The organism is Polaromonas sp. P2_G11, from assembly GCF_056403595.1.
The window spans coordinates 93,154-113,511 of the sequence record NZ_JBFUFE010000005.1 but is presented as its reverse complement, the minus strand read 5'-3'; the positions used below and the strand labels follow the sequence as shown (position 1 = coordinate 113,511).

Here is a 20,358-nt window from a genome sequence, read left to right as displayed (position 1 = left end):
GAGGGCAGCGAAAAGAGGAATCTTCTTATGAAACACATCATTGCAGTTTTGCTGGAAAACGAGCCGGGCGCTCTTTCCCGCGTGGTCGGCCTGTTCTCGGCACGCGGCTACAACATCGAAAGCCTGACCGTCGCCCCGACGGAGGACCCGAGCCTGTCGCGCATGACGATACAGACCACCGGTTCTGACGACGTCATTGAACAAATCACCAAGCACCTGAACCGACTGATTGAAGTCGTCAAGGTTGTCGATCTGACCGAAGGCTCCTACACCGAGCGTGAACTCATGATGGTCAAGGTGCGCGCAGTCGGCAAGGAGCGCGAAGAGATGAAGCGCATGGCTGATATATTCCGCGGGCGAATCATCGACGTGACGGAGAAAAGCTACACCATCGAGCTGACTGGGGACCAGTCCAAGAACGATGCATTTCTGGAAGCCATAGACCGCAGTGCGATCCTGGAGACGGTGCGAACCGGCTCCAGCGGCATCGGCCGTGGAGAGCGGATTTTGCGGGTTTGATTTAAGTCGTCCGTGCGCGCGTTTCGACAGGCTCAACGCGAACGGATTTTGAGTGGCGATATGCGTTTACCGTTCGCCCTGAGCCTGTCGAAGGGCATTTTCGCCAATACCTATTCTGGAGAGAAAAATGAAAGTTTTTTACGACAAAGATTGTGATTTGAGCCTGATCAAGGGCAAAACAGTCGCCATCATCGGCTACGGCAGCCAGGGCCACGCACACGCGCAAAACCTGAACGACAGCGGCGTGAAAGTGATCGTCGGCCTGCGCAAGGGCGGCGCTTCGTGGCCCAAGGTCGAAAAGGCCGGCCTGAAGGTCGCTGAAGTCGCGGACGCGGTCAAAGCCGCTGACGTGGTCATGATCCTGCTGCCCGACGAGCAAATCGGCGCGGTCTACAAAAACGACGTGGCTCCCCACATCAAGCAGGGCGCTTCCCTGGTTTTCGCCCACGGCTTCAACGTGCACTACGGCGCCGTGATTCCGCGCGCCGACCTCGACGTCTGGATGGTCGCCCCCAAGGCACCTGGCCACACGGTGCGCAATACCTACGCCCAGGGCGGCGGCGTACCTCACCTGGTTGCTGTGCACCAGGACAAGTCCGGCAAGGCCCGCGACCTGGCTCTCTCCTATGCCATGGCCAATGGCGGCGGCAAAGCCGGCATCATTGAAACCAACTTCCGCGAAGAAACCGAAACCGACCTGTTCGGCGAGCAGGCCGTTTTGTGCGGCGGTACCGTCGAGCTGATCAAGGCCGGCTTCGAAACGCTGGTGGAAGCTGGCTACGCCCCCGAAATGGCGTACTTTGAATGCCTGCACGAACTCAAGCTGATCGTTGACCTGATCTATGAAGGCGGCATCGCCAACATGAACTACTCGATCTCGAACAACGCTGAGTACGGCGAATACGTGACAGGCCCGAACATCGTGACCTCGGCCACGAAAGACGCGATGCGCAAGTGCCTGAAAGACATCCAGACGGGTGAATACGCCAAGAGCTTCCTGTTGGAAAACCAGGCTGGCGCGCCAACCCTGCTGAGCCGCCGCCGCCTGAATTCCGAGCACCAGATCGAGATCGTGGGCGAAAAGCTGCGCGCCATGATGCCCTGGATCGCAAAAAACAAGCTGGTCGACCAGACCCGCAACTGATCGAAGCCCGTCAGGGCTTTGTCCTGCAAAAAGCCGCGCAAAGGTCCTGCGCGGCTTTTTTTCTGACCAAGGCAGACTGGGCGGGGTGAGGTGAAAGTTTCTGCCGGGGCCGATCTTGGTATCCTTGGCGGCTTGAGTCGACGGCTTATTCCTTCAAGGAGGCCCGGCTTCTGGATGGCATCTACAGGTGCTATGAATTTGATAGCTGTTTGCGCGCACCAGTTGTGCCTCAGGAGTGTTTTTATGCATGATGGTGAAGATTCGGCGTTCCCTACCGAAGCGGTGGTGATACGCAAGCGACGCAAGGGCATTTACATATTGCCCAATTTATTCACGCTGGCCGCCCTGTTTGGCGGCTTTTACGCCATCGTCATGGCCATGAACGGGCGCTTCGACCAAGCCGCCATTGGTGTGTTTTGCGCCATGATTCTCGACAGCCTGGACGGCCGCGTCGCCCGGATGACCAACACGCAAAGCGCTTTCGGCGAGCAGATGGATTCGCTCTCGGACATGGTGTCTTTCGGCGCCGCACCGGCGTTGATCGCCTACGTCTGGGCCTTGACCAGCCTGGGGCGGTGGGGTTGGATAGGCGCTTTTGTGTATTGCGCCTGCGCTGCGCTGCGCCTGGCTCGCTTCAATGTGAACACGGCCGTGGTCGACAAGCGCTTCTTCCAGGGTCTGCCGTCGCCCGCCGCGGCGGCATTGGTGGCCGGCTTTATCTGGCTGATGACCGATGCGGGAGTCAGTGGGCTGGAAGTGCGCTGGGTGACCTTCGGCCTCACGCTCTATGCGGGCCTCACGATGGTCACAAATGTGCCGTTCTACAGCTTCAAGGACGTGCAGATGAAGCGCAGCGTGCCTTTCGCCGCCATTGTGTTGATTGCACTTGGGATCGCCGTTATCAATATTCATCCACCGACCGTGATGTTCGGCCTGTTTGTGCTGTACGGTTTTTCGGGCTATGTGCTATACGGCTGGCGCAAGGCCAAGGGCCAGCAGACCAGCGTGATCTCGACGTCCACCGACGAACCCGACGAGCGCGGCCTTCACAAATAATTGTGGTACATTGAGCAGATGAAACAAATTTCGCTAGCACTACTGCTATCTGCCAACGGGCGGAGACGGTAGCGCACGCGTACACCTGATTCAACGGCCCGTTTGCACCAGCAACGGGCCGTTTTTCTTTGGGTTGCTGGTTTTTTTGTAATCTTTGGGGTTGACGAAATGACCATGTTGAAAACACCTTCCAGCAAATACCAATCCTTCGCGCCAGTCCGACTGGCCGACCGCACATGGCCCGATGCCGTGCTGACGCAAGCGCCCATCTGGTGCAGCGTGGACCTGCGGGATGGCAACCAGGCGTTGATCGAGCCCATGGATATTCCTCGCAAACTGAGGATGTTCCACACCCTGGTGAAAATCGGCTTCAAGGAAATCGAGGTGGGCTTTCCGTCCGCGTCCCAGATTGAATTCGACTTTCTCCGCCAGCTCATCGACGGCAATCTGATTCCCGACGACGTCACCATCCAGGTGTTGACGCAGGCGCGCGAGCCGCTGATCCGTCGCACTTTCGAATCGCTCAAGGGCGCCAAAAAAGCCATCGTCCACCTCTACAACGCCACCGCCCCGGTTATGCGCCGCGTGGTGCTGGGCATGAATGAGGACGAGATTGTCCAGCTCGCGACCGACAATGCGCGGCTCTTCCAGCAACTGGCAGCGGCACAGCCTGAAACGCAATGGACGTTCCAGTACTCACCCGAGATGTGGTCGGGCACTGAGCTCGCGTTTTCCAAGCGCGTGGTTGATGCCGTGACCGAGGTCTGGCAGCCGACGCCCAAGCGAAAATGCATCATCAACCTGCCGTCCACTGTGGAGCATTCCACGCCGAATATTTTTGCCGACATGATGGAGTGGATGCACCGCCACCTGGCCAGGCGCGACGCCATCGTGATCTCGGTTCATCCCCACAATGACCGCGGTACGGGCACTGCGGCCGGCGAGTTGGCCTTGATGGCTGGCGCCGACCGCATTGAAGGCTGCCTCTTCGGCAACGGCGAGCGCACCGGCAATGTGGACCTGGTGAACATCGCGCTCAATCTCTACACGCAAGGCGTGTCGCCTGGGCTGGACTTCTCGGAAATCGACGAAATTCGCCGCACGGTGGAGCATTGCAACCAGCTGCCCGTGCATCCCCGCCATCCTTATGCAGGCGACCTGGTCTACACCTCGTTCTCCGGCTCGCACCAGGACGCCATCAAGAAGGCTTTCGCTGCGCGCAAAGAAGGCGACGTGTGGGACATGCCTTATTTGCCCATCGATCCTAAGGACCTGGGCCGCAGCTATGAAGCCGTGATCCGCGTCAACAGCCAGTCCGGCAAGGGTGGCATCGCCTACTTGCTGGAAAGCGAGTTCGGCCTCGAGCTCCCGCGCCGATTGCAGATCGAGTTCAGCCAGGTGGTGCAATCGGTGATGGATGCGACCGGCAAGGAGTTGACCGGCAAAGACATCTTTGCGCTGTTTGAAAAGGAATATGGCGTGCAGACCATCGCCGCACCCCAGCGCCTGGTGATTGAAGAAACCGGAAAGACCGGTGGCGAGTCCTTCCACATTAAAGCCGAGGTCGAGTTTGCGGGCCGCCATCACGCCGTTGAAGGCACCGGGACGGGCCCCATCGATGCTTTCGTGGGTGGCCTGGCCGCAGCGACAGGCCACTCCGTTCGCGTGCTGGACTATCACGAGCATGCCATCGGAGCCGGGGCGAGCGCGCAGGCCGTGGCCTACTTGGAACTGCGGATCAACGACCAGACGCTGTTCGGCGTCGGTATGGATGGCAACATCATCTCCGCATCGCTCAAGGCCATAGTCTCGGGCCTGCAGCGCAGCAAGGCCAGCCAGCCTGCAGGCGTTGCTACCATTACGGGTTAACCGCTTCAGATACCTCAAAACACAGAGCGCCCAACGCATCAGGAATCCCACCATGACCGACAAACTCATTATTTTTGACACTACCTTGCGCGACGGCGAGCAATCGCCCGGCGCCTCCATGACCAAGGACGAAAAGCTGCGGATTGCCCGCCAGCTGGAGCGCCTGAAGGTCGATGTGATCGAAGCCGGGTTTGCTGCCAGCTCCAATGGCGATTTCGAATGCGTGAAGGCTATTGCGGAGGTGGTGAGGGACTCCACCATCTGCTCGCTGGCGCGTGCCAACGACAGGGATATCTCCCGCGCTGCAGAAGCCTTGAAACCTGCGGCATCGGGGCGTCTGCATCTGTTCCTTGCAACCAGCGCCCTGCACATGGAAAAGAAACTGCGCATGACACCCGATCAGGTGTTCGAGCAGGCCAAGCTCTCCGTGCGTTTTGCCAAAAATCTGATGGGCGATATCGAGTTCAGCCCTGAAGACGGTTATCGCTCCGACCCGGATTTCCTGTGCCGTGTGCTGGAGGCCGTGATCAAGGAAGGCGCGACCACCATCAACGTGCCCGACACGGTAGGCTACGCCATCCCCGAGCTCTACGGCAACTTCATCAAGAACCTGCGCGAGCGTATCCCCAACAGCGACAAGGCTGTCTGGTCCGTGCACTGCCACAACGACCTGGGGATGGCCGTGGCCAACTCTCTGGCCGGTGTGAAGATTGGCGGCGCGCGGCAGGTGGAATGCACCATCAACGGGCTGGGCGAGCGTGCCGGCAACTGCTCGCTTGAAGAGGTGGTGATGGCGGTCAAAACCCGCAAGGACTACTTCGGCCTCGAACTTGGAATCGACACGCAGCACATTCTGGCGGCCAGCCGCATGGTGAGCCAGACCACCGGTTTTGTGGTGCAACCGAATAAGGCCGTGGTCGGCGCCAATGCGTTTGCGCATGCCTCCGGCATTCACCAGGACGGTGTGCTCAAGGCGCGCGACACCTATGAAATCATGCGCGCCGAAGACGTGGGGTGGAGCGCCAACAAGATCGTGCTGGGCAAGCTGAGCGGGCGCAATGCGTTCAAGCAGCGTCTGCTGGAGCTCGGTGTCGCCATGGAAAGCGAAGCGGACATCAACAACGCCTTCGCCAAGTTCAAGGAACTCGCGGACCGCAAGAGCGAGATCTTTGACGAGGACATCCTGGCGTTGGCGAGCGATGAAAGCGCTTCGCATGACAACGAACAGTACGGCTTTGTGTCCCTGTCGCAACACAGCGAAACCGGCGAACGCCCTCAGGCCAGCGTCGTGTTCACTGTGGCCGGCAAGGAAGTCAAAGGCGAATCCGACGGCAACGGCCCTGTTGATGCCTCCCTCAAAGCCATCGAGTCACACGTCAAAAGCGGTGCGGAGATGGTGCTTTACTCTGTGAACGCCATCAGCGGATCAACAGAAAGCCAGGGAGAAGTCACGGTGCGTTTGCAAAACAGCGGGCGGGTGGTCAATGGCGTGGGCGCCGACCCCGACATCGTGGTGGCGTCGGCAAAAGCCTATTTGAGCGCGTTGAACAAACTCCAAAGTAAAGCTGACCGCGTGGCGGCACAGGGATGATGTAACAATTCGGAAAATAAAATCCTTTGTATTCAATGACTTAGCGTTGAATCTGGGTGCGAATGGGGCTTTGACCGTTAAAAACGTCACAAAGTGAGTGTGTTTTTAGGAAAGTCGCGCAAGTTTTTGATATTGCGTGACTTTTTCTATTTGTATACACTCCAGCCATCCCATTCATTGCAATCCCACGCAGGCAAGACCACCATGTCTCATCAGATTTTCAATCGCGCATTAAAAATCGTTGGATTCATGGCCCTGATCGCCGCCTTTGCAGTGCCAGCCGCGAATGCGGCAACCGCCAAAAAAACCATTGTCAAAAAGCAGCACGCCTCGTCCAAGGCGTCGGTTTCCCAAAAAGTTATTTCCACACGCAAGAGCGTACGTTTTGTTGCAGGTACAAAACGCAGAAGCATCATCCGCGTGTCCATTCCGGCCAAACCATCCTTCGGTCAGATTGCCGGTTTGCACGGTTCGCAAGATCCCCTTGAACTGAAGTCCAGCGTCGCGCTGGTGATCGACCAGGACACACGTGAAGTGCTGTTCAGCAAAAACGATCACGCTGTGTTGCCGATCGCATCCCTCACCAAATTGATGACCGGCGTCATCGTCAGCGGCGCCAAGCTGCCCATGGATGAGCTCATCACCATCACGCAAGACGACGTGGACACCGAAAAGGGCAGCAGTTCACGCCTGAAGGTCGGCACCACGCTCACGCGTGGTGAGCTGCTCCACCTGGCCCTGATGTCCAGCGAGAACCGCGCAGCGCACGCCCTGGGCCGTACCTATCCCGGTGGCATGGGCACGTTTGTCAACCTGATGAACGCCAAGGCAAAAATGCTGGGCATGACGGACACCAGCTATGTGGAGCCCACCGGCCTTTCAAGCCGCAACCAGTCCAGTGCGCAGGATCTGGCGACGCTGGTCAACGCAGCACATGGCGACCCCATGTTGCGTGAGCTCTCCACATCGACGGGTTATCAAGTTGCAGTCGGCACCCGCACGCTGCAGTACAACAATACAAATCGCCTGGTGAAAAACCCCGACTGGGATATCGGCCTGCAAAAAACCGGCTACATCTCTGAAGCTGGCCAGTGCCTGGTCATGCAGACCAAAATCGCGGGCCGCAAACTGATCATGGTGTTTCTGGATTCCGCCGGCAAGCTGAGCCGTCTGGGTGATGCCGAGCGCGTACGCCGCTGGGTGGAGTCGAATCCGGTGGCCGAACCCAAGGTGAATGTCAGCACCTCTATCAAGCAGGTGAACGGCTAAGCCTTCCCGAGGTGCGCAACCTGCTATCTTATTTATAGCTGCTCGCGTCCAATCTGATTGGGCTGTAGCCTCTTTTACCTGGGTTTGTAACCCAGCGCGGCTGAAATCTCATTCGCAGTCGCCTGCAACTTGGGCAGCCAGTGTTCGTCCAGCCGGTCAGCCGGGGCCGAAATCGACAAGCCCGCTACCAGCTGGTTCTGGTCATCGTAAATACCTGCAGCCATGCAGCGCACTCCCAACTCCAGTTCTTCGTTGTCGCGCGCGATGCCGTATTGGCGTGCTTTGGAAAGCTCGCGCTCCAGAATTGGCAGCTGCGTGATGCTGTTGCGTGTCTGCCCCGGCAGGCCGGTGCGTGTCGCGTAGGTGCGCAGGCGCTGCGGGTCGTCAAACGCGAGGAACAGTTTGCCCACAGACGTTAGATGCAGCGGCGCACGGCCCCCGATGGCCCGCACCACCTGCATGCCGGAGCGTTCACTGTAGGCGCGCTCCACGTACACGATTTCGTCGCCCTGGCGCATGCTCAGGTTGACCGGCTGCTGCGTGAGCTTGTGCAGTTCGCGCATGGGCAGCAGCGCAGCGTCACGGACGTCCAGGCGGGCCTTGACGAGGTTGCCCAGCTCCAGCAGTCGCATGCCCAGCCGGTAGCTGCCCGCTGCGGGGCGATCCACAAAACGGCCCGTGGCCAGATCGTTCAGGATGCGATGTGCGGTAGAGGGATGGAGCCCCGACTTCTCGCTGATTTCCTTGAGCGAAAGCGCTTCTTCGCGGTTCGCCAGGATTTCGAGCAGCGTGAACATCCTTTCTATGACCTGAACGGTCGGTGTCGCGGGAAGGGCTGAATCGGGCTTTTTCATGTGCAGGCTTTCTGCTGCAAATTTTACCCTGTGAAATCCTGATGCGCTGGATGATGCGCCTGGTGGGGCCGATGCCTATGCCTTGTCGGATGGCCTGCCTGTATTTTCTGCCGCAGGCTCTGCGGAAAGCACCCACTGCCCGTCGACCAGCACTTCGTTGGGCCTGAATCCGGCCTTGTAGTTCATTTTTGGGCTTTCCGCGATCCAGTAGCCCAGGTACACATAGGGCAAATCGAGGCGCCGGGCCTGCTCGATCTGCCACAGCACGCTGTAGTTGCCGTAGCTTGCGCGGCCATCCGGCTCGTAAAACGTATAGACCGCGGAAATGCCGTCCTCCAGCACATCAAGGATGGACACCATCTTCAGAGCGCCTGGCTCGCCGTCAGGCAGGCTTTCGCGAAACTCCACCAGGCGTGAATTCACGCGGCTTTGCAGCAGGAACTGGGTGTATTGGTCAATGCTGTCATGGTCCATGCCGCCGCCTGCGTGACGGCCGTTCTGGTAACGCAGGTAGAGCTGGTAATGCTCCGGCATGAAGCAAAGCTTGAGGATGCGGGCCTGTAGCGTCTGGTGCCGCTTCCAGGCGCGGCGCTGGCTGTTGTTGGGGCTGAAGCTGCCAACAGGCACCCGTAGCGGGACGCAGGCCTGGCACCCATCACAGTAGGGGCGGTAGGTAAACATGCCGCTGCGCCGGAAGCCGTTGGTCACAAGGTCCGAATAGGCGTCGTTGTGGATGAGGTGGCTGGGTGTGGCAACCTGCGAGCGGGCCTGCTTGCCCGGCAGATAACTGCACGGGTAGGGCGCCGTTGCGTAGAACTGCAAGGTTTGCAGGGGCAGGTCTTTGAGATGTGTCACGGTAGGTCCAGGGTTCCCTTCGTTCCCGTCGTCAATATCTGATTCCAGTATACGGGTTCAAAGTGCCAGTCGGGCCCCGTTTTACCCACGCTTTGTCCGAGGTAGGCAACAAATTCCGCCCGGCTGATTTCTCCCGCGCCCAGGGACGCCAGGTGATGGGTATTTTGCTGGCAATCAATCATGGTGATGTGCTGTTCACGGCAAAAAGCCACCAGTGCCGCCAGTGCGATTTTGGATGCATCGGTCTGGTGTGCAAACATCGATTCGCCAAACACCATGCGGCCCAGATTCACACAATACAAGCCGCCTGCCAGCGCGCCGTCGATCCAGGTCTCCACGCTGTGCGCATGGCCTGCCTTGTGAAGGGCGCTATAGGCCTGCACCATGTCAGGGACTATCCAGGTACCGGGTTGGCCGGAACGGGGCTTGCTGGCGCAGGCGTCGATGACGCGCTCAAAGGCGCTGTCGAATCTGATTTCGCAGCGATGCTGTTCCTGAAAACGAACTACCGTTTTGCGCAGCGACCGGTGCAGCTTGAAGTGCCGGGTCTGCAGCACCATGCGAGGGTCAGGGCTCCACCAGAGCACGGGCTGGCCTAGGCTGTACCAGGGGAAAATTCCCTGCGAATACGCATGAACCAAGGTCGGCACATCCAGGGCGGCACCAGCCGCGAGCAAACCGGGTGCCGGGTCATGGGGCCCCCATGCGGTATCCAGCGAGGGAAAGTTTTCGCCGGCGGCAAGCCAGGGCACGGGGCGCGGGAGTTTACCCATGTCTTAAAAATGGACAGTCATAAAGCCATTAAAACAGCGGGCCGTGAAGGACATGCGCAAATGGTAGCCGAGCAGGCTGCTGCGGCGTGGCCAAAGCGTTGTCGAGACCAGTTATCCATCGAGATGCTATTGATTTGATAGCTGCTTGCGCACATCAAACAAGGGCCGAGGGCCAATACGCCGCTGTGCTTTTTGCCCACGCAGAGCCGGCCGCTTGCCATTCAGCGGGAACAAGGCATTGACAGAATTCCGCAGGCTTAAAAAGCCAGAAAATTGACGCTATAATCTAAGGCTGTATTCCTCAATAGCTCAGTTGGTAGAGCGCCGGACTGTTAATCCGTAGGTCCCTGGTTCGAGCCCAGGTTGAGGAGCCAATAAATTCAAGGCCTGCACGCAAGTGCGGGCCTTTTGTCTTTCTTGGCGCCGCGAAACATGATGAGGCGCCACGTCTCATACCATTTCCCCGCGTCAGCTCGATCCTGGTGGTCTGCCGTTAAGTGCCCTATCGTCAGGCGGGGTACCTAGTACCATCGTCAGGAAAATCTTCGAATACCTTCGAATACACAAGGCGACGAGTAGTTGATGGCGCCCTCACAGACCGTAAACATGCAAAACCTAGAAATCAAGCTGCGGATATTCGGCACCCTCCTGGTGCTCTTGCTATTCGTGCCAGCCAGCCATGCGCAAGTCTATAAGTGGGTAGATGCGAAGGGGCAAACGCATTATTCTTCGCGAAAGGACGATGCCGGTGCGGCCAGGGCAGATGAAGTGAAACTGCCGCCTCAGCCAGCACCGTCTCCAATCGCCAAACCTTCAGCCGAATACTTGCGTGGACAAACCAGGCAACCGCAACCACGACTGGTGCCGGAGAAGGTGGCTGACAGTCCACCCACACCAAAACCGCCCAAATCGCTCTCGGGGGGAAAAGAAGATGGCACCGATGCGTCACGATGTGCTCTGGCCCGGGACGTTCTTAGCGGCGCTGTAAGGCACCGCAATGGGCAACCCACGGACAAATATGATCGTGACGTTGCCCAAAATGATGTCCGGGCATTTTGCCGCTAGTGGCACCTCTGCTTGAATTTGCAGGGTGTACCTGAGGGCTACGGAAAACGAATGACTGCACTCATGACTGAAACTGCTTTTGACCACGAATACCCCCGAGTGCTGAGCATTGCAGGGTCCGACAGCGGCGGCGGCGCCGGCATCCAGGCCGATCTCAAGACTTTCGCCGCGCTGGGCTGCTACGGCATGACCGCCATCACAGCGCTGACGGCCCAGAACACGCGCGGCGTTCGCGCCATCCACGGCGTGCCGCCGCAGATGCTGCGCGACCAGATCGATGCCGTGATCGAAGACATAGGCACGCATGCGGTGAAGATAGGCATGCTGCACGCGCCCGACATCGTGCGGACCGTGGCGGAGGCAATTGACCGGCATGCGCTGCAGAACGTGGTGCTGGATCCGGTCATGGTCGCCACCAGCGGCGCGGTGCTGATCGACAACCCGGCCATTGCGGTGCTGGTGCGGGAGCTCTTCCCACGTGCCATGGTGGTCACCCCAAATCTCGACGAAGCTTCGCTGTTGGTCGGCCGCCCTCTGGGCGATGAGCAGGCCATGCAGGCCGCCGCACAGGAGTTGCTGACGCAGGGCGCCCGCGCCGTGCTGCTCAAGGGCGGGCATTTGCCCGGCGACGTGGTCAGCGATTTACTGGTCACGCAAAATGGCGAACTGCACTGGATGCGCGGGCCGCGCATTCCCAGCCCCAACACCCACGGCACCGGTTGCACGTTGTCGTCTGCGATTGCCGCGCACCTGGCGTTGGGGCACCCTCTGCTGGAGGCCGTGCAGCTCGCACGTGCCTATGTGCGCGCAGCGCTGGAGGCCGGTGCGCGGGTGCGTACAGGTGCCGGTGGCGGGCCGCTGAACCACGGCCACGCGCCCATCGCGATGCGGCTCAAGCCGCTGCGGTAATACCGGAGCGGCCGCTGCGGGTGAGGCGTGCCAATGCAAAAGTCAGCACCAGCGTTGGTAGCGCTGCACCCCACTCGGGCGCAAATTTCGCGCACAGGTGATAACACGCAATGCCCAGCACCCAGATCGCGACGGCGCTGGGATTCACCTTGCGTTCGGCCACCAGCGAAGCGATATCGGACGTGCCGGCCAGCCGCGCCAGAATCACGCCGTACAAGGGCACAAAGACCGAACTGAGCATCAACAAAAAAGGCTCCAGGCTGTGCATGGGCAGCACCAGCGCCAGCGCAGTGCACAGCAGGGCCAGCCCCACGCCCCAGCGCCGCACGCTCCAGGCCGGTTTCAGGCTGTGGCCGGCCACCGAGCCCGAATAGAGATCGCCATACGCGTTGTCGACCTCATCGATCAGGATCAGCCCCAGCGCGATCAGGCCGCCTTGCGCCAGCAGCAGCGCGGCGACCAGGTCGGTACTGGGCGCCGTGATAGCGACGAGCACGCCCAGCGCATAGCACCAGATATTGGCGACGGCATAGCCCATCCAGGTGCCGCGCAGCGCGGCTTTTCCATCGCGTCCATGGCGCGCGAAATCGGCCACGAGGGGTAACCACGACACCGGCATTGCGATCACCAGGTCGAGTGCGGACAGCGTGCTCATGCCGCCTTCGCCGGGCCGCATCCACAGCGCGCTCAGTCCTTGGGCATTGGCCTTGGCCAGGAATTGCCAGCTCAACCACAGCAGCGAGGCGATGACCAGCGGCAGGCCATAACGGCCTATGAATTTGCGCACCAGTTTCACCATGGAGCCTGAGAGCAGCGTCAGCAGCACCGCACCCCACAGCAGGGTAGCGAGAAGGGGCCACAAGGCTCCGGTAAAGCCGCCCGACTGGCGCGCAATGGCCATGGTGCCGTCGCGCATCACCACAAGCTCAAACGTGGTCCAGCCGATGAGCTGCACGATGTTGAGCAGCACCGGCAGGCGCGCAAAGCTGCTGCCATAGGTGGCATGCATCAGCCCGGCGCTGGAAAGCCCGCTGTCGCAGCCGATCCTGGCCGTCCAGGCCAGCAAGCCGGCGCCAAGTACCGAGCCGCAAACGATCACCAGCAAGGCTGTCTGGGTGCCAACGGCCGGCACCAGGTAGGCGCCGATCTGCATGACCAGCAGGCCCACCCCGAGGCTGAGCCAGAGCGCAGCATGGTCGCTCCAGCCGAACAGGCGGTCACTGGAGGGCAATGGCGCAAGCGCGGTGTTGCCGGCGGCGGCAGAAGTAGAAGTCGTGGTCATCAGCAGTTCCGATCATCGATGCCAGGTCGGCCTGCTTGAAGCCCGAAAGAACAGCGGGCATCCGGAACATGCTTCCCTGCGCGAGGATTACCTCAAATCAGGTTCAAAGGGACTTTCTCAGCCACCGCAATTCGCGCGACGAATTGCAGCAACACTCCCAGCGAAAGCGCCTATGCAGACGCCAGCCAAATTGTAGGGTGATTCCGGGGCGGGCCTATTGCGTAAGCCGTACAGGCAACAAAAAGCCCGCACGCGGCGGGCTTTCAGGTGGAGCGAGCCAGTTCGGCTCAGTCGTCAAACACCGGCGATTCAACGCCCAGCACCTTGTGCAGTTTCGGGCTGGTCGTGGTGTATTGCAGGTGGATCTTCTTGTCCGGGAAGATCAAGGGAGCCGCGCCAAAAGCTGCCAGCGCGCACTCATGGAAGCCGCTGAGGATCAGCTTCTTCTTGCCGGGGTAGGTGTTGATGTCGCCGACTGCAAAAATGCCCGGAACATTGGTGGAAAACTTCTCGGTGTCTACCTTGAGCTGCTTGCGCTCGATGTCCAGGCCCCAGTTGGCGATCGGTCCGAGCTTGGGTGACAGGCCGAAGAACACCAGCAGCACGTCCAGCGGGACGACACGCGTCACGCCGTCGGAGCCGGTGACCTTGGCGCCGGTCAGCTTGCCGTCTTTTTCTTCGTAGCCGGTGATCTGGCCCACGATGAACTGCATCTCGTAGGCGTCGCAAAGCTCGCGCATTTTGGCCACGCTGGCAGGCGCCGCCTGGAAGCCGTCGCGGCGGTGGATCAGGATCACGCTCTCGGCCTTGTTCGGGCCCTCGGCGACAAAGTTCAGCGTCCAGTCAAGCGCGGAATCGCCGCCGCCCACAATCACCAGGTTCTTGCCGGCAAAGTCGGCGGGGCTCTTCACGCGGTAAAACAGCTGGCTTTCGTCAAATTTCTCCAGGCCGTCCACGCGCAGCAGCTTGGGCTGGAAGGCACCCACACCGGCTGCGATGAAAATGGTTTTGGTCAGGAAGCGCGTGCCTTTTGACGTTTCGACAAAGAAGCGGCCGTCCTGCTGCTTTTCAACCACGCTGACTTCCTGGCCGAAATGAAAGGTCGCGCCAAAGGGTTCGATCTGCTTGAGCAGGTTGTCGGTCAGCTCCTTGCCGGTGCACACGGGCACGGCCGGAATGTCGTAAATCGGCTTGTCGGGGTAAAGCTCAATGCACTGGCCGCCCGGGTAGGCCAGCGAGTCGATCACATGGGCCTTGATCTCAAGCAGGCCGAGCTCAAACACCTGAAACAGGCCTACGGGCCCGGCGCCCACAATCACCGCATCGGTTTCGATGGGGCCGTCGTGCTGCGCTGCGGTATTGATCACTTCTTGGTTCAGTTGAGGTTCCATGGTTCCTGGGGCGCTTTGCAACGCGCGTGGCGGCTCGGGGAGGGCGAGGTGCCGGTGGCTTCAGGCCGGATAAGCCGAATGAACCGGCTTAGTAGGGCTTAGCGGACCAATTCGGACAGTTTGCCCGTCTTGTCTTTCCATTCCTCGGCGTCGGGCAGGGCATCCTTGCGCTTGGTGATGCTTTTCCAGCCTGCAGCGCGGCTCAATTCCACATTGAGCTGAATGAATGCAACCTGGTCGGCCGGCACGTCTTCCTCGGCGTAGATGGCATTGACCGGGCACTCGGGGATGCAGACGGCGCAGTCGATGCATTCGTCCGGATCGATCACCAGCATGTTGGGGCCTTCCCGGAAGCAATCCACGGGGCAGACATCCACACAGTCGGTGTATTTGCAGCGGATGCACGATTCGGAGACGATGTGAGTCATGTTATTTGGGGCTAATCGGTGGAAACCCTCAATTTTAAGAGGATTCCGTGAGCAGGGTTAAGTCGTTGAGGGCGCGGGGCTTGATCCTGGTCAAAGGATCAGCACGGCACCTGAAGTCTTGTTCGAGGCGGTGTCCACCAGGACCAGCGAGCCCAGCATGCGCGACCGGGCATAGGGCAGGGTGGCCAGCGGCTCCTGCAGGCTCAGCTCGATGTGGCCGATGGCATTGGGCGGAAGCTCGCTGGCGTCTTCCTCGGCGAGGGTGTTGACGTCGAGCTTGTGAACGATGCGTTTGACCTTGGCCTTGACCCAGCGGTGGCCATGCAGCGCCCAGTAGACGCGTCCGGCGACCAGCGGCTCATCGTCCATCCAGGCCACGGTGGCCGAGATCTCCCGCGAGGGCTCAAAGGTATCAGTGGCCAGCAGCCAGTCGCCGCGCGACACATCGACTTCCCGGTCCAGCACGATGCCTGCACTGTGGCCGGCCAGGATGGCCTTGGGCTGGCGGGCATGGTCCAGCACCTGCGCCACCACGGCCGTCTTGCCGCTGGGGAGTATGGTCACGCTCTGGCCCGGCTGTACGCCGCCCGAGGCAACGCGGCCCCAGAAGACGCGCCGTCCTTGAGAGGTATCGGATGAAGATGAAAACTTTTCAACCCATTGCACCGGGAAGGCAAAGGCTTCGGTGGTCTCGGCGGGCGTAACGGGCAGGTGTTCCAGCAACTGCAGCAGCGACAAGCCTTCATAACCGCACCAGCCGGGTTGGGCATCCACCACGTTAAAGCCTTTGAGGGCGGACACGGGCACAGTCGCTTTCACCGGGATTTTCCCGGCCCGGGCGAATGCTGCCAGCGCTGCTTCAATGTTCCTGAAAGCCAGCGTCGGGTCTTCCACGGCGTCGAGCTTGTTCACGGCGAACACGATGGACGGCACACGCAGCAGGTTGACCAACAGCGAATGGCGGCGGGTTTGCTGCAGCAGCTCCAGCGCAGGGTTTTTCCAGTCGAGCTTGGTCGCATCCACCAGCACGACGGCGGCGTCGGCACTGGAGGCGGCCGTCACCATGTTGCGGGTGTATTGCTCATGCCCTGGGGCATCGCCAATGATGAATTTGCGGCTTTCAGTGGCGAAATAGCGGTAGGCCACGTCAATGGTGATGCCCTGTTCGCGCTCGGCTGAAAGGCCGTCCGTCAGCAATGCCAGGTCGGTTTCACCCTGGCGCTGCACGCCGGCCAGATGGTCCTGCAGCACGGCCTTGCTGTCCACCAGCAGGCGGCCGATCAGGGTGCTTTTGCCGTCGTCGACCGAACCGCAGGTGATGAACTTCAACGCAGGTTTCAGGTCGTTTTGGCCTGCAACCGTTTCTGGCTGTGCGCCACCAGCTATCAAATCAGTAGTGTGGGTACTTGTAGTCATCTCAGTCTCAAAAATGGTGGCAAGGTCTTTATCAGTGGGGGCCGCGGGTCCGGCTGTGCCGGTCCGCAGGCGCCGCCCCCTGGGGGGAGCAGGCGAAGCCTGCCCGGGGGAGAACTAAAAATACCCGTCTTTCTTGCGCTTTTCCATGGAGGCGTCGGAGGTCTTGTCGTCCATGCGCGTGGCGCCGCGCTCGCTCACGTCGGCGGCCAGCGTTTCAATCACGATCTCGGCCGCCGTGGCGGCCGGGCTGTCCACCGGGCAGGTGCAGGTGATGTCGCCGACGGTGCGAAAACGCACGGTCTTTTCCACCACCTGTTCGCCGTCGCGCGCGGGCGTGAGCTCCGTCACCGGCACCAGCAGGCCCTTGCGCTCAACCACCTTGCGCTGGTGCGCGTAGTAGAGCGATGGCAGGGCAATCTTTTCGCGCTCGATGTACTGCCACACGTCGAGTTCGGTCCAGTTGGAGATCGGGAAAACGCGAAAGTGCTCGCCAGGCTGCAGACGCGTGTTGAACAGCGTCCAGAGTTCGGGGCGCTGGGCTTTGGGCTGCCACTGGCCGAAGCTGTCGCGGTGCGAAAAGATGCGCTCTTTGGCGCGCGCTTTTTCCTCGTCGCGGCGCGCGCCGCCAATCAGCGCGTCAAAGCGGAATTCGTCAATCGCCTCCAGCAGCGTGACCGACTGGTGCACATTGCGCGATTCGCCCGGGTGTGCCAGCCGCACGGTGCCGCGTTTCATCGAGTCTTCGACATTGCGCACGATCAGTTCGGCGCCCAGCTCTTTGGCGCGCAGGTCGCGAAAGTCGGTCACTTCATGGAAGTTGTGACCGGTGTCGATCATCAGAAGCGGGTAGGGAATGCGACCCACGCCGAACGCTTTCTCGGCGCACTTGAGCATCACCAACGAATCCTTGCCGCCCGAAAACAGCAGGGCCGGGCGCTCAAAGGCGGCGGCGACTTCACGCAGGATGAAGATGGTTTCTTCTTCCAGCGCGTCGAGGTGGGAGTTGGACAGCCGCGCGATGGAGGTCGCCGGGTCGGCTGGCAGCAGGTGGGATGGGGTGCGGGCGTTCATAGGTCAGTCAGTGCGCAAGGTGCAGGCCGCATTCGCGGTTGTCTTCGCCCTTGGTGGGGTCCACATAGTCAAAGTTGTTGGGCAGGCCGTTGATCTCACAGTACTGGTAAAGGTCCTTGGACGACCAGTGCAGGAGCGGCGCGACCTTGATCAGGCCGTCGGGGTTGACGCTGACCGGATCCATCTGGGCGCGTACCGCGGTGTCGGTGGCGCGCAAGGCCGTGAACCAGACCTGGGGCGCGGTTTCACGCAGAGCGCGGGCAAAGGGCTCGAGTTTCACCTCCTCAGTGAAGGCCGCATGGCGTGGATCGTCCAGCGCCGGGGTCGGACCCTCCACCGCCTCGCGGTGTGCACGGGAGCGGCGCGGCAGGTAAATATGCAGGTCCAGCTTGAGCAGCCTGGTCACTTCGTCGGCAAAGCGGTAGGTGGCCTCGGTGTTGTAGCCGTTGTCCATCCAGACCACGGGAACGCGGGAATTGGCGCGCGTCACCATGTGCAGTATCACCGCCTCGAAGGGACGGAAATTGGTGGTGACGATGGCGGGCCGGCCCAGTCCCACGGCCCAGCCCACCAGGCCCTGTGCGTTGTGGCCGAGTTCTGCGTTGATCTTTGCAAGGTCGAGGCTCATGGTGTTCAGGCGCAAGCCGCCTCCTTGAAGTGGGGTTGCACGTCCACCGCGTCGCCCTGGTATTTGCCTGCGCTGTAACCGGGGTAGGACGCCAGCACGCGCTGGGCCACGGCCATGTCCTGGTCGGCGCGCAGCACGGCGGTGTCAAAACCGCTGCGCTCCATCTGCGCCAGCTGGTCCACCAGTACGTCGCCGGTGGCGCGGATTTCACCCTTGAATTCGCGGCGGCGGCGCAGCAGGAAGGCCTGGCTGTAGGCGCGGCCGTCGGTGAACTTCGGGAAGTTCAGGTCAATGCGAGAGATGCCGTCGAGTGAGACCTCGAAGGGATCGGCGTCGTTCGCAAGGACCAGGGTACCGGGCTGTTCCGCGCCGCTTTGTTCGCTGAAAGGCAGTAATTTCATGGTCAGTCCTTTCAGTGCGCGACGGTGTTGGGGGCAAAGCGCGCAGCCTTGGCGGCGGCCTTGTACGGTTCAATGCCGACGCGACGGAAAGTCGCAATGAACGTTTCGCCGTCCTCGCGCAGCTGGCGATAGGTGTCCAGCACCGCTTCAATGACTTCGGGCACTTCGGCGCCGGTAAACGAAGGGCCGACCACCTTGCCGGGCACCGAGGCACCGCTCAGCGTGGAACCATCGGAGCCGCCCAGCGAGACCTGGTACCACTCCAGGCCATCCTTGTCCACACCCAGGATGCCGATGTGGCCGCTGTGATGATGGCCGCAGGAGTTGATGCAGCCGCTGATGTGCAGGTCAATCTCGCCCAGGTCGTGCAGCTCGTCCATGTCCTGGTAGCGCTCGGTGATGGCTTCGGCGATCGGGATGGAGCGCGCATTGGCCAGCGAGCAGAAGTCGCCACCGGGGCAGGCGATCATGTCGGTCAGCAGGTGGATGTTGGGCTTGGCAAAACCGGCCTTGCGGGCGGCACGCCAGAGCTCGGGCAGCTCGTCGCAGCGAACCCAGGGCAGCAGCAGGTTCTGGTCGTGCGTCACACGCACTTCACCGGCGCTGAACTGGTCGGCCAGGTCAGCCGCGATGTCCAACTGGTCGGCCGTCGCGTCGCCGGGCGCCTGGCCCAGGCGCTTGAACGACAGCGTCACGGCGCGCAGGTCGGGGTTCTGGTGCGGGGCCACATTGCGCTGCAGCCAGCGGCCGAACTCCACGTCGTCTTCGGCGGCGGCGCGCAGGATGTTGGCAATTTTTGTATCGGCGCTCTTGCGGTCGCAATTGAGCGCGGGCGGCACAAAGCAGGCTGTCACCCGGTCGAGTTCTTCCTGCGTGATGGTGTGCGGCGCGCCGTCGTGTTCCAGAATCTGCTTGTATTCGGCCTCGACGTCGTCGATGTAGCGCTGGCCTTCGGCCTTCACCAGAATCTTGATACGGGCCTTGTAGATGTTGTCGCGGCGGCCATAGCGGTTGTACACACGTACCACGGCTTCCAGGTAATTCATGATCTGGTTCCAGGGCAGGAACTCGCGGATCACGGTGCCGATCACCGGCGTGCGGCCCATACCGCCACCCACCAGCACCTTGAAGCCCAGTTCGCCTTCGGCATTGCGGATCAAATGGAGGCCGACATCGTGCCAGGCCGTGGCGGCGCGGTCTTCGCGGGCGCCGCTGATCGCGATCTTGAACTTGCGCGGCAGGAAGGCGAACTCGGGGTGCAGCGTGCTCCACTGGCGCAGGATTTCGCCGAAGGGACGCGGGTCGGCGATCTCGTCAACGGCGATGCCGGCGCGTTCGTCGCTGGTGATGTTGCGGATGCAATTACCGCTGGTCTGGATGCCGTGCATGGCGACGCTGGCCAGCAGGTCCATCACCTCGGCCGACTTGTCGAGCGGAATCCAGTTGTATTGCACGTTCTGGCGCGTCGTGAAGTGGGCGTAGCCGGTGGTCAGCTTGGAGCTGACCGACAGGCCGTTTTTCAGATTGACGGGGCCGAGCTTGTCCTGCTTGGCTTGGGCTTCATTGAACAGCGCGGCGTTGGGCTGGTCGTATTCGCGGGCGATTTTGGCCAGCACGCGCATCTGCGCGCTCGACAGCTCGCCATAAGGCACGGCCACGCGCAGCATGGGCGCATAGCGCTGTACATACCAGCCGTTTTGCAGGCGCAGCGGGCGAAATTCGTCTTCAGGCAACTGGCCTGCCTGCCAGCGGGTCAGCTGGTCACGGTACTGGTTGGCGCGGGCCTTGACAAACTCGCGGTCAAATTCTGTGTATTGGTACATGGCTGTCGGGATTC

Annotated in this window: 19 protein-coding genes and 1 tRNA gene; 9 read left to right on the top strand and 11 right to left on the bottom strand. The window is 60.9% G+C overall.

Annotated features, from left to right (window positions below):
- Window positions 1-27 precede the first annotated feature (27 nt).
- From ilvN to pbpG, 6 genes are all read left to right on the top strand, one after another.
- A complete protein-coding gene (gene ilvN, locus AC1DWQ_RS17935) occupies window positions 28-519 on the top strand; it encodes an acetolactate synthase small subunit (protein WP_011483239.1) in 492 nt (163 codons plus the stop codon).
- A 127-nt stretch (window positions 520-646) separates the two neighbouring features.
- The gene (ilvC, locus tag AC1DWQ_RS17930; protein ID WP_477670845.1) at window positions 647-1,663 is read left to right on the top strand and encodes a ketol-acid reductoisomerase; all 1,017 of its coding nucleotides are present in this window, start codon (window positions 647-649) and stop codon (window positions 1,661-1,663) included.
- A gap of 243 nt (window positions 1,664-1,906) precedes the next feature.
- Complete coding sequence (gene pssA / locus AC1DWQ_RS17925; RefSeq protein ID WP_457278605.1) at window positions 1,907-2,719, top strand: CDP-diacylglycerol--serine O-phosphatidyltransferase; 813 nt, start codon at window positions 1,907-1,909, stop codon at window positions 2,717-2,719.
- Window positions 2,720-2,893: 174 nt separating this feature from the next.
- Window positions 2,894-4,588, top strand: a complete 1,695-nt coding sequence (leuA, locus tag AC1DWQ_RS17920) for a 2-isopropylmalate synthase (protein WP_477670844.1) — start codon at window positions 2,894-2,896, stop codon at window positions 4,586-4,588.
- A gap of 52 nt (window positions 4,589-4,640) precedes the next feature.
- Entirely contained in the window at window positions 4,641-6,179 is a 1,539-nt protein-coding gene (locus AC1DWQ_RS17915; RefSeq protein ID WP_457278603.1) for a 2-isopropylmalate synthase, read from the top strand.
- A 204-nt stretch (window positions 6,180-6,383) separates the two neighbouring features.
- Complete coding sequence (pbpG, locus tag AC1DWQ_RS17910; RefSeq protein WP_477670843.1) at window positions 6,384-7,448, top strand: D-alanyl-D-alanine endopeptidase; 1,065 nt, start codon at window positions 6,384-6,386, stop codon at window positions 7,446-7,448.
- Window positions 7,449-7,522: 74 nt separating this feature from the next.
- Here the strand turns inward: pbpG and AC1DWQ_RS17905 are convergent, their stop codons facing one another.
- The 3 genes from AC1DWQ_RS17905 to aat form a co-directional block, all read right to left on the bottom strand.
- A complete protein-coding gene (locus AC1DWQ_RS17905; protein ID WP_477670842.1) occupies window positions 7,523-8,302 on the bottom strand; it encodes an IclR family transcriptional regulator in 780 nt (259 codons plus the stop codon).
- A 75-nt stretch (window positions 8,303-8,377) separates the two neighbouring features.
- Window positions 8,378-9,157 (bottom strand): arginyltransferase, encoded by a 780-nt coding sequence (locus AC1DWQ_RS17900; protein WP_477670841.1) that lies wholly within the window; start codon window positions 9,155-9,157, stop codon window positions 8,378-8,380.
- Window positions 9,154-9,930, bottom strand: coding sequence for a leucyl/phenylalanyl-tRNA--protein transferase (gene aat, locus AC1DWQ_RS17895; protein WP_477670840.1), 777 nt, complete (start codon window positions 9,928-9,930; stop codon window positions 9,154-9,156). The genes AC1DWQ_RS17900 and aat overlap by 4 nt, the downstream gene beginning before the upstream one ends.
- A gap of 298 nt (window positions 9,931-10,228) precedes the next feature.
- Here aat and AC1DWQ_RS17890 point away from each other — a divergent pair.
- From AC1DWQ_RS17890 to thiD, 3 genes are all read left to right on the top strand, one after another.
- Window positions 10,229-10,304: transfer RNA gene (locus AC1DWQ_RS17890), tRNA-Asn, on the top strand.
- Window positions 10,305-10,536: 232 nt separating this feature from the next.
- On the top strand, window positions 10,537-10,995 hold the full coding sequence (locus AC1DWQ_RS17885; RefSeq protein ID WP_477670839.1) for a DUF4124 domain-containing protein: 459 nt from the start codon (window positions 10,537-10,539) through the stop codon (window positions 10,993-10,995).
- 63 nt (window positions 10,996-11,058) lie between these two features.
- Window positions 11,059-11,904 carry a bifunctional hydroxymethylpyrimidine kinase/phosphomethylpyrimidine kinase gene (thiD, locus tag AC1DWQ_RS17880; RefSeq protein ID WP_477670838.1) on the top strand — a complete coding sequence of 282 codons (846 nt, stop codon included), beginning with the start codon at window positions 11,059-11,061 and terminating at the stop codon, window positions 11,902-11,904.
- Here thiD and AC1DWQ_RS17875 read toward each other — a convergent pair.
- The 8 genes from AC1DWQ_RS17875 to AC1DWQ_RS17840 all read right to left on the bottom strand — a co-directional run bounded on the left by AC1DWQ_RS17875 (window position 11,888) and on the right by AC1DWQ_RS17840 (window position 20,344).
- Window positions 11,888-13,186, bottom strand: a complete 1,299-nt coding sequence (locus AC1DWQ_RS17875) for a purine-cytosine permease family protein (RefSeq protein WP_477670837.1) — start codon at window positions 13,184-13,186, stop codon at window positions 11,888-11,890. The genes thiD and AC1DWQ_RS17875 overlap by 17 nt on opposite strands.
- A gap of 287 nt (window positions 13,187-13,473) precedes the next feature.
- Window positions 13,474-14,577: an NAD(P)/FAD-dependent oxidoreductase gene (locus AC1DWQ_RS17870; RefSeq protein ID WP_477670836.1), complete on the bottom strand. Its 1,104-nt coding sequence runs from the start codon at window positions 14,575-14,577 to the stop codon at window positions 13,474-13,476.
- Between the two features lie 98 nt (window positions 14,578-14,675).
- Window positions 14,676-15,005, bottom strand: coding sequence for a ferredoxin FdxA (gene fdxA, locus AC1DWQ_RS17865; protein WP_457278594.1), 330 nt, complete (start codon window positions 15,003-15,005; stop codon window positions 14,676-14,678).
- Window positions 15,006-15,095: 90 nt separating this feature from the next.
- Entirely contained in the window at window positions 15,096-16,421 is a 1,326-nt protein-coding gene (locus AC1DWQ_RS17860; protein ID WP_477670835.1) for a sulfate adenylyltransferase subunit 1, read from the bottom strand.
- A 114-nt stretch (window positions 16,422-16,535) separates the two neighbouring features.
- Window positions 16,536-17,492 (bottom strand): sulfate adenylyltransferase subunit CysD, encoded by a 957-nt coding sequence (gene cysD / locus AC1DWQ_RS17855; RefSeq protein ID WP_477651623.1) that lies wholly within the window; start codon window positions 17,490-17,492, stop codon window positions 16,536-16,538.
- 7 nt (window positions 17,493-17,499) lie between these two features.
- A complete protein-coding gene (locus AC1DWQ_RS17850; protein WP_477670834.1) occupies window positions 17,500-18,120 on the bottom strand; it encodes a phosphoadenosine phosphosulfate reductase domain-containing protein in 621 nt (206 codons plus the stop codon).
- A gap of 5 nt (window positions 18,121-18,125) precedes the next feature.
- Window positions 18,126-18,521 carry a DUF934 domain-containing protein gene (locus AC1DWQ_RS17845; RefSeq protein ID WP_477670833.1) on the bottom strand — a complete coding sequence of 132 codons (396 nt, stop codon included), beginning with the start codon at window positions 18,519-18,521 and terminating at the stop codon, window positions 18,126-18,128.
- Between the two features lie 11 nt (window positions 18,522-18,532).
- A complete protein-coding gene (locus tag AC1DWQ_RS17840) occupies window positions 18,533-20,344 on the bottom strand; it encodes a nitrite/sulfite reductase (protein ID WP_477670832.1) in 1,812 nt (603 codons plus the stop codon).
- Between the last annotated feature and the right edge of the window lie 14 nt (window positions 20,345-20,358).

Bases quoted from the DNA above. Each gene is read 5' to 3' on its own strand.
- ilvN (WP_011483239.1), top strand. From the start codon at position 28: ATGAAACACATCATTGCAGTTTTGCTGGAAAACGAGCCGGGCGCTCTT.
- ilvC (WP_477670845.1), top strand. From the start codon at position 647: ATGAAAGTTTTTTACGACAAAGATTGTGATTTGAGCCTGATCAAGGGC.
- pssA (WP_457278605.1), top strand. From the start codon at position 1,907: ATGCATGATGGTGAAGATTCGGCGTTCCCTACCGAAGCGGTGGTGATA.
- leuA (WP_477670844.1), top strand. From the start codon at position 2,894: ATGTTGAAAACACCTTCCAGCAAATACCAATCCTTCGCGCCAGTCCGA.
- AC1DWQ_RS17915 (WP_457278603.1), top strand. From the start codon at position 4,641: ATGACCGACAAACTCATTATTTTTGACACTACCTTGCGCGACGGCGAG.
- pbpG (WP_477670843.1), top strand. From the start codon at position 6,384: ATGTCTCATCAGATTTTCAATCGCGCATTAAAAATCGTTGGATTCATG.
- AC1DWQ_RS17905 (WP_477670842.1), bottom strand. From the start codon at position 8,302: ATGAAAAAGCCCGATTCAGCCCTTCCCGCGACACCGACCGTTCAGGTC.
- aat (WP_477670840.1), bottom strand. From the start codon at position 9,930: ATGGGTAAACTCCCGCGCCCCGTGCCCTGGCTTGCCGCCGGCGAAAAC.
- AC1DWQ_RS17885 (WP_477670839.1), top strand. From the start codon at position 10,537: ATGCAAAACCTAGAAATCAAGCTGCGGATATTCGGCACCCTCCTGGTG.
- thiD (WP_477670838.1), top strand. From the start codon at position 11,059: ATGACTGAAACTGCTTTTGACCACGAATACCCCCGAGTGCTGAGCATT.
- AC1DWQ_RS17875 (WP_477670837.1), bottom strand. From the start codon at position 13,186: ATGACCACGACTTCTACTTCTGCCGCCGCCGGCAACACCGCGCTTGCG.
- AC1DWQ_RS17870 (WP_477670836.1), bottom strand. From the start codon at position 14,577: ATGGAACCTCAACTGAACCAAGAAGTGATCAATACCGCAGCGCAGCAC.
- fdxA (WP_457278594.1), bottom strand. From the start codon at position 15,005: ATGACTCACATCGTCTCCGAATCGTGCATCCGCTGCAAATACACCGAC.
- AC1DWQ_RS17860 (WP_477670835.1), bottom strand. From the start codon at position 16,421: ATGACTACAAGTACCCACACTACTGATTTGATAGCTGGTGGCGCACAG.
- cysD (WP_477651623.1), bottom strand. From the start codon at position 17,492: ATGAACGCCCGCACCCCATCCCACCTGCTGCCAGCCGACCCGGCGACC.
- AC1DWQ_RS17850 (WP_477670834.1), bottom strand. From the start codon at position 18,120: ATGAGCCTCGACCTTGCAAAGATCAACGCAGAACTCGGCCACAACGCA.
- AC1DWQ_RS17845 (WP_477670833.1), bottom strand. From the start codon at position 18,521: ATGAAATTACTGCCTTTCAGCGAACAAAGCGGCGCGGAACAGCCCGGT.
- AC1DWQ_RS17840 (WP_477670832.1), bottom strand. From the start codon at position 20,344: ATGTACCAATACACAGAATTTGACCGCGAGTTTGTCAAGGCCCGCGCC.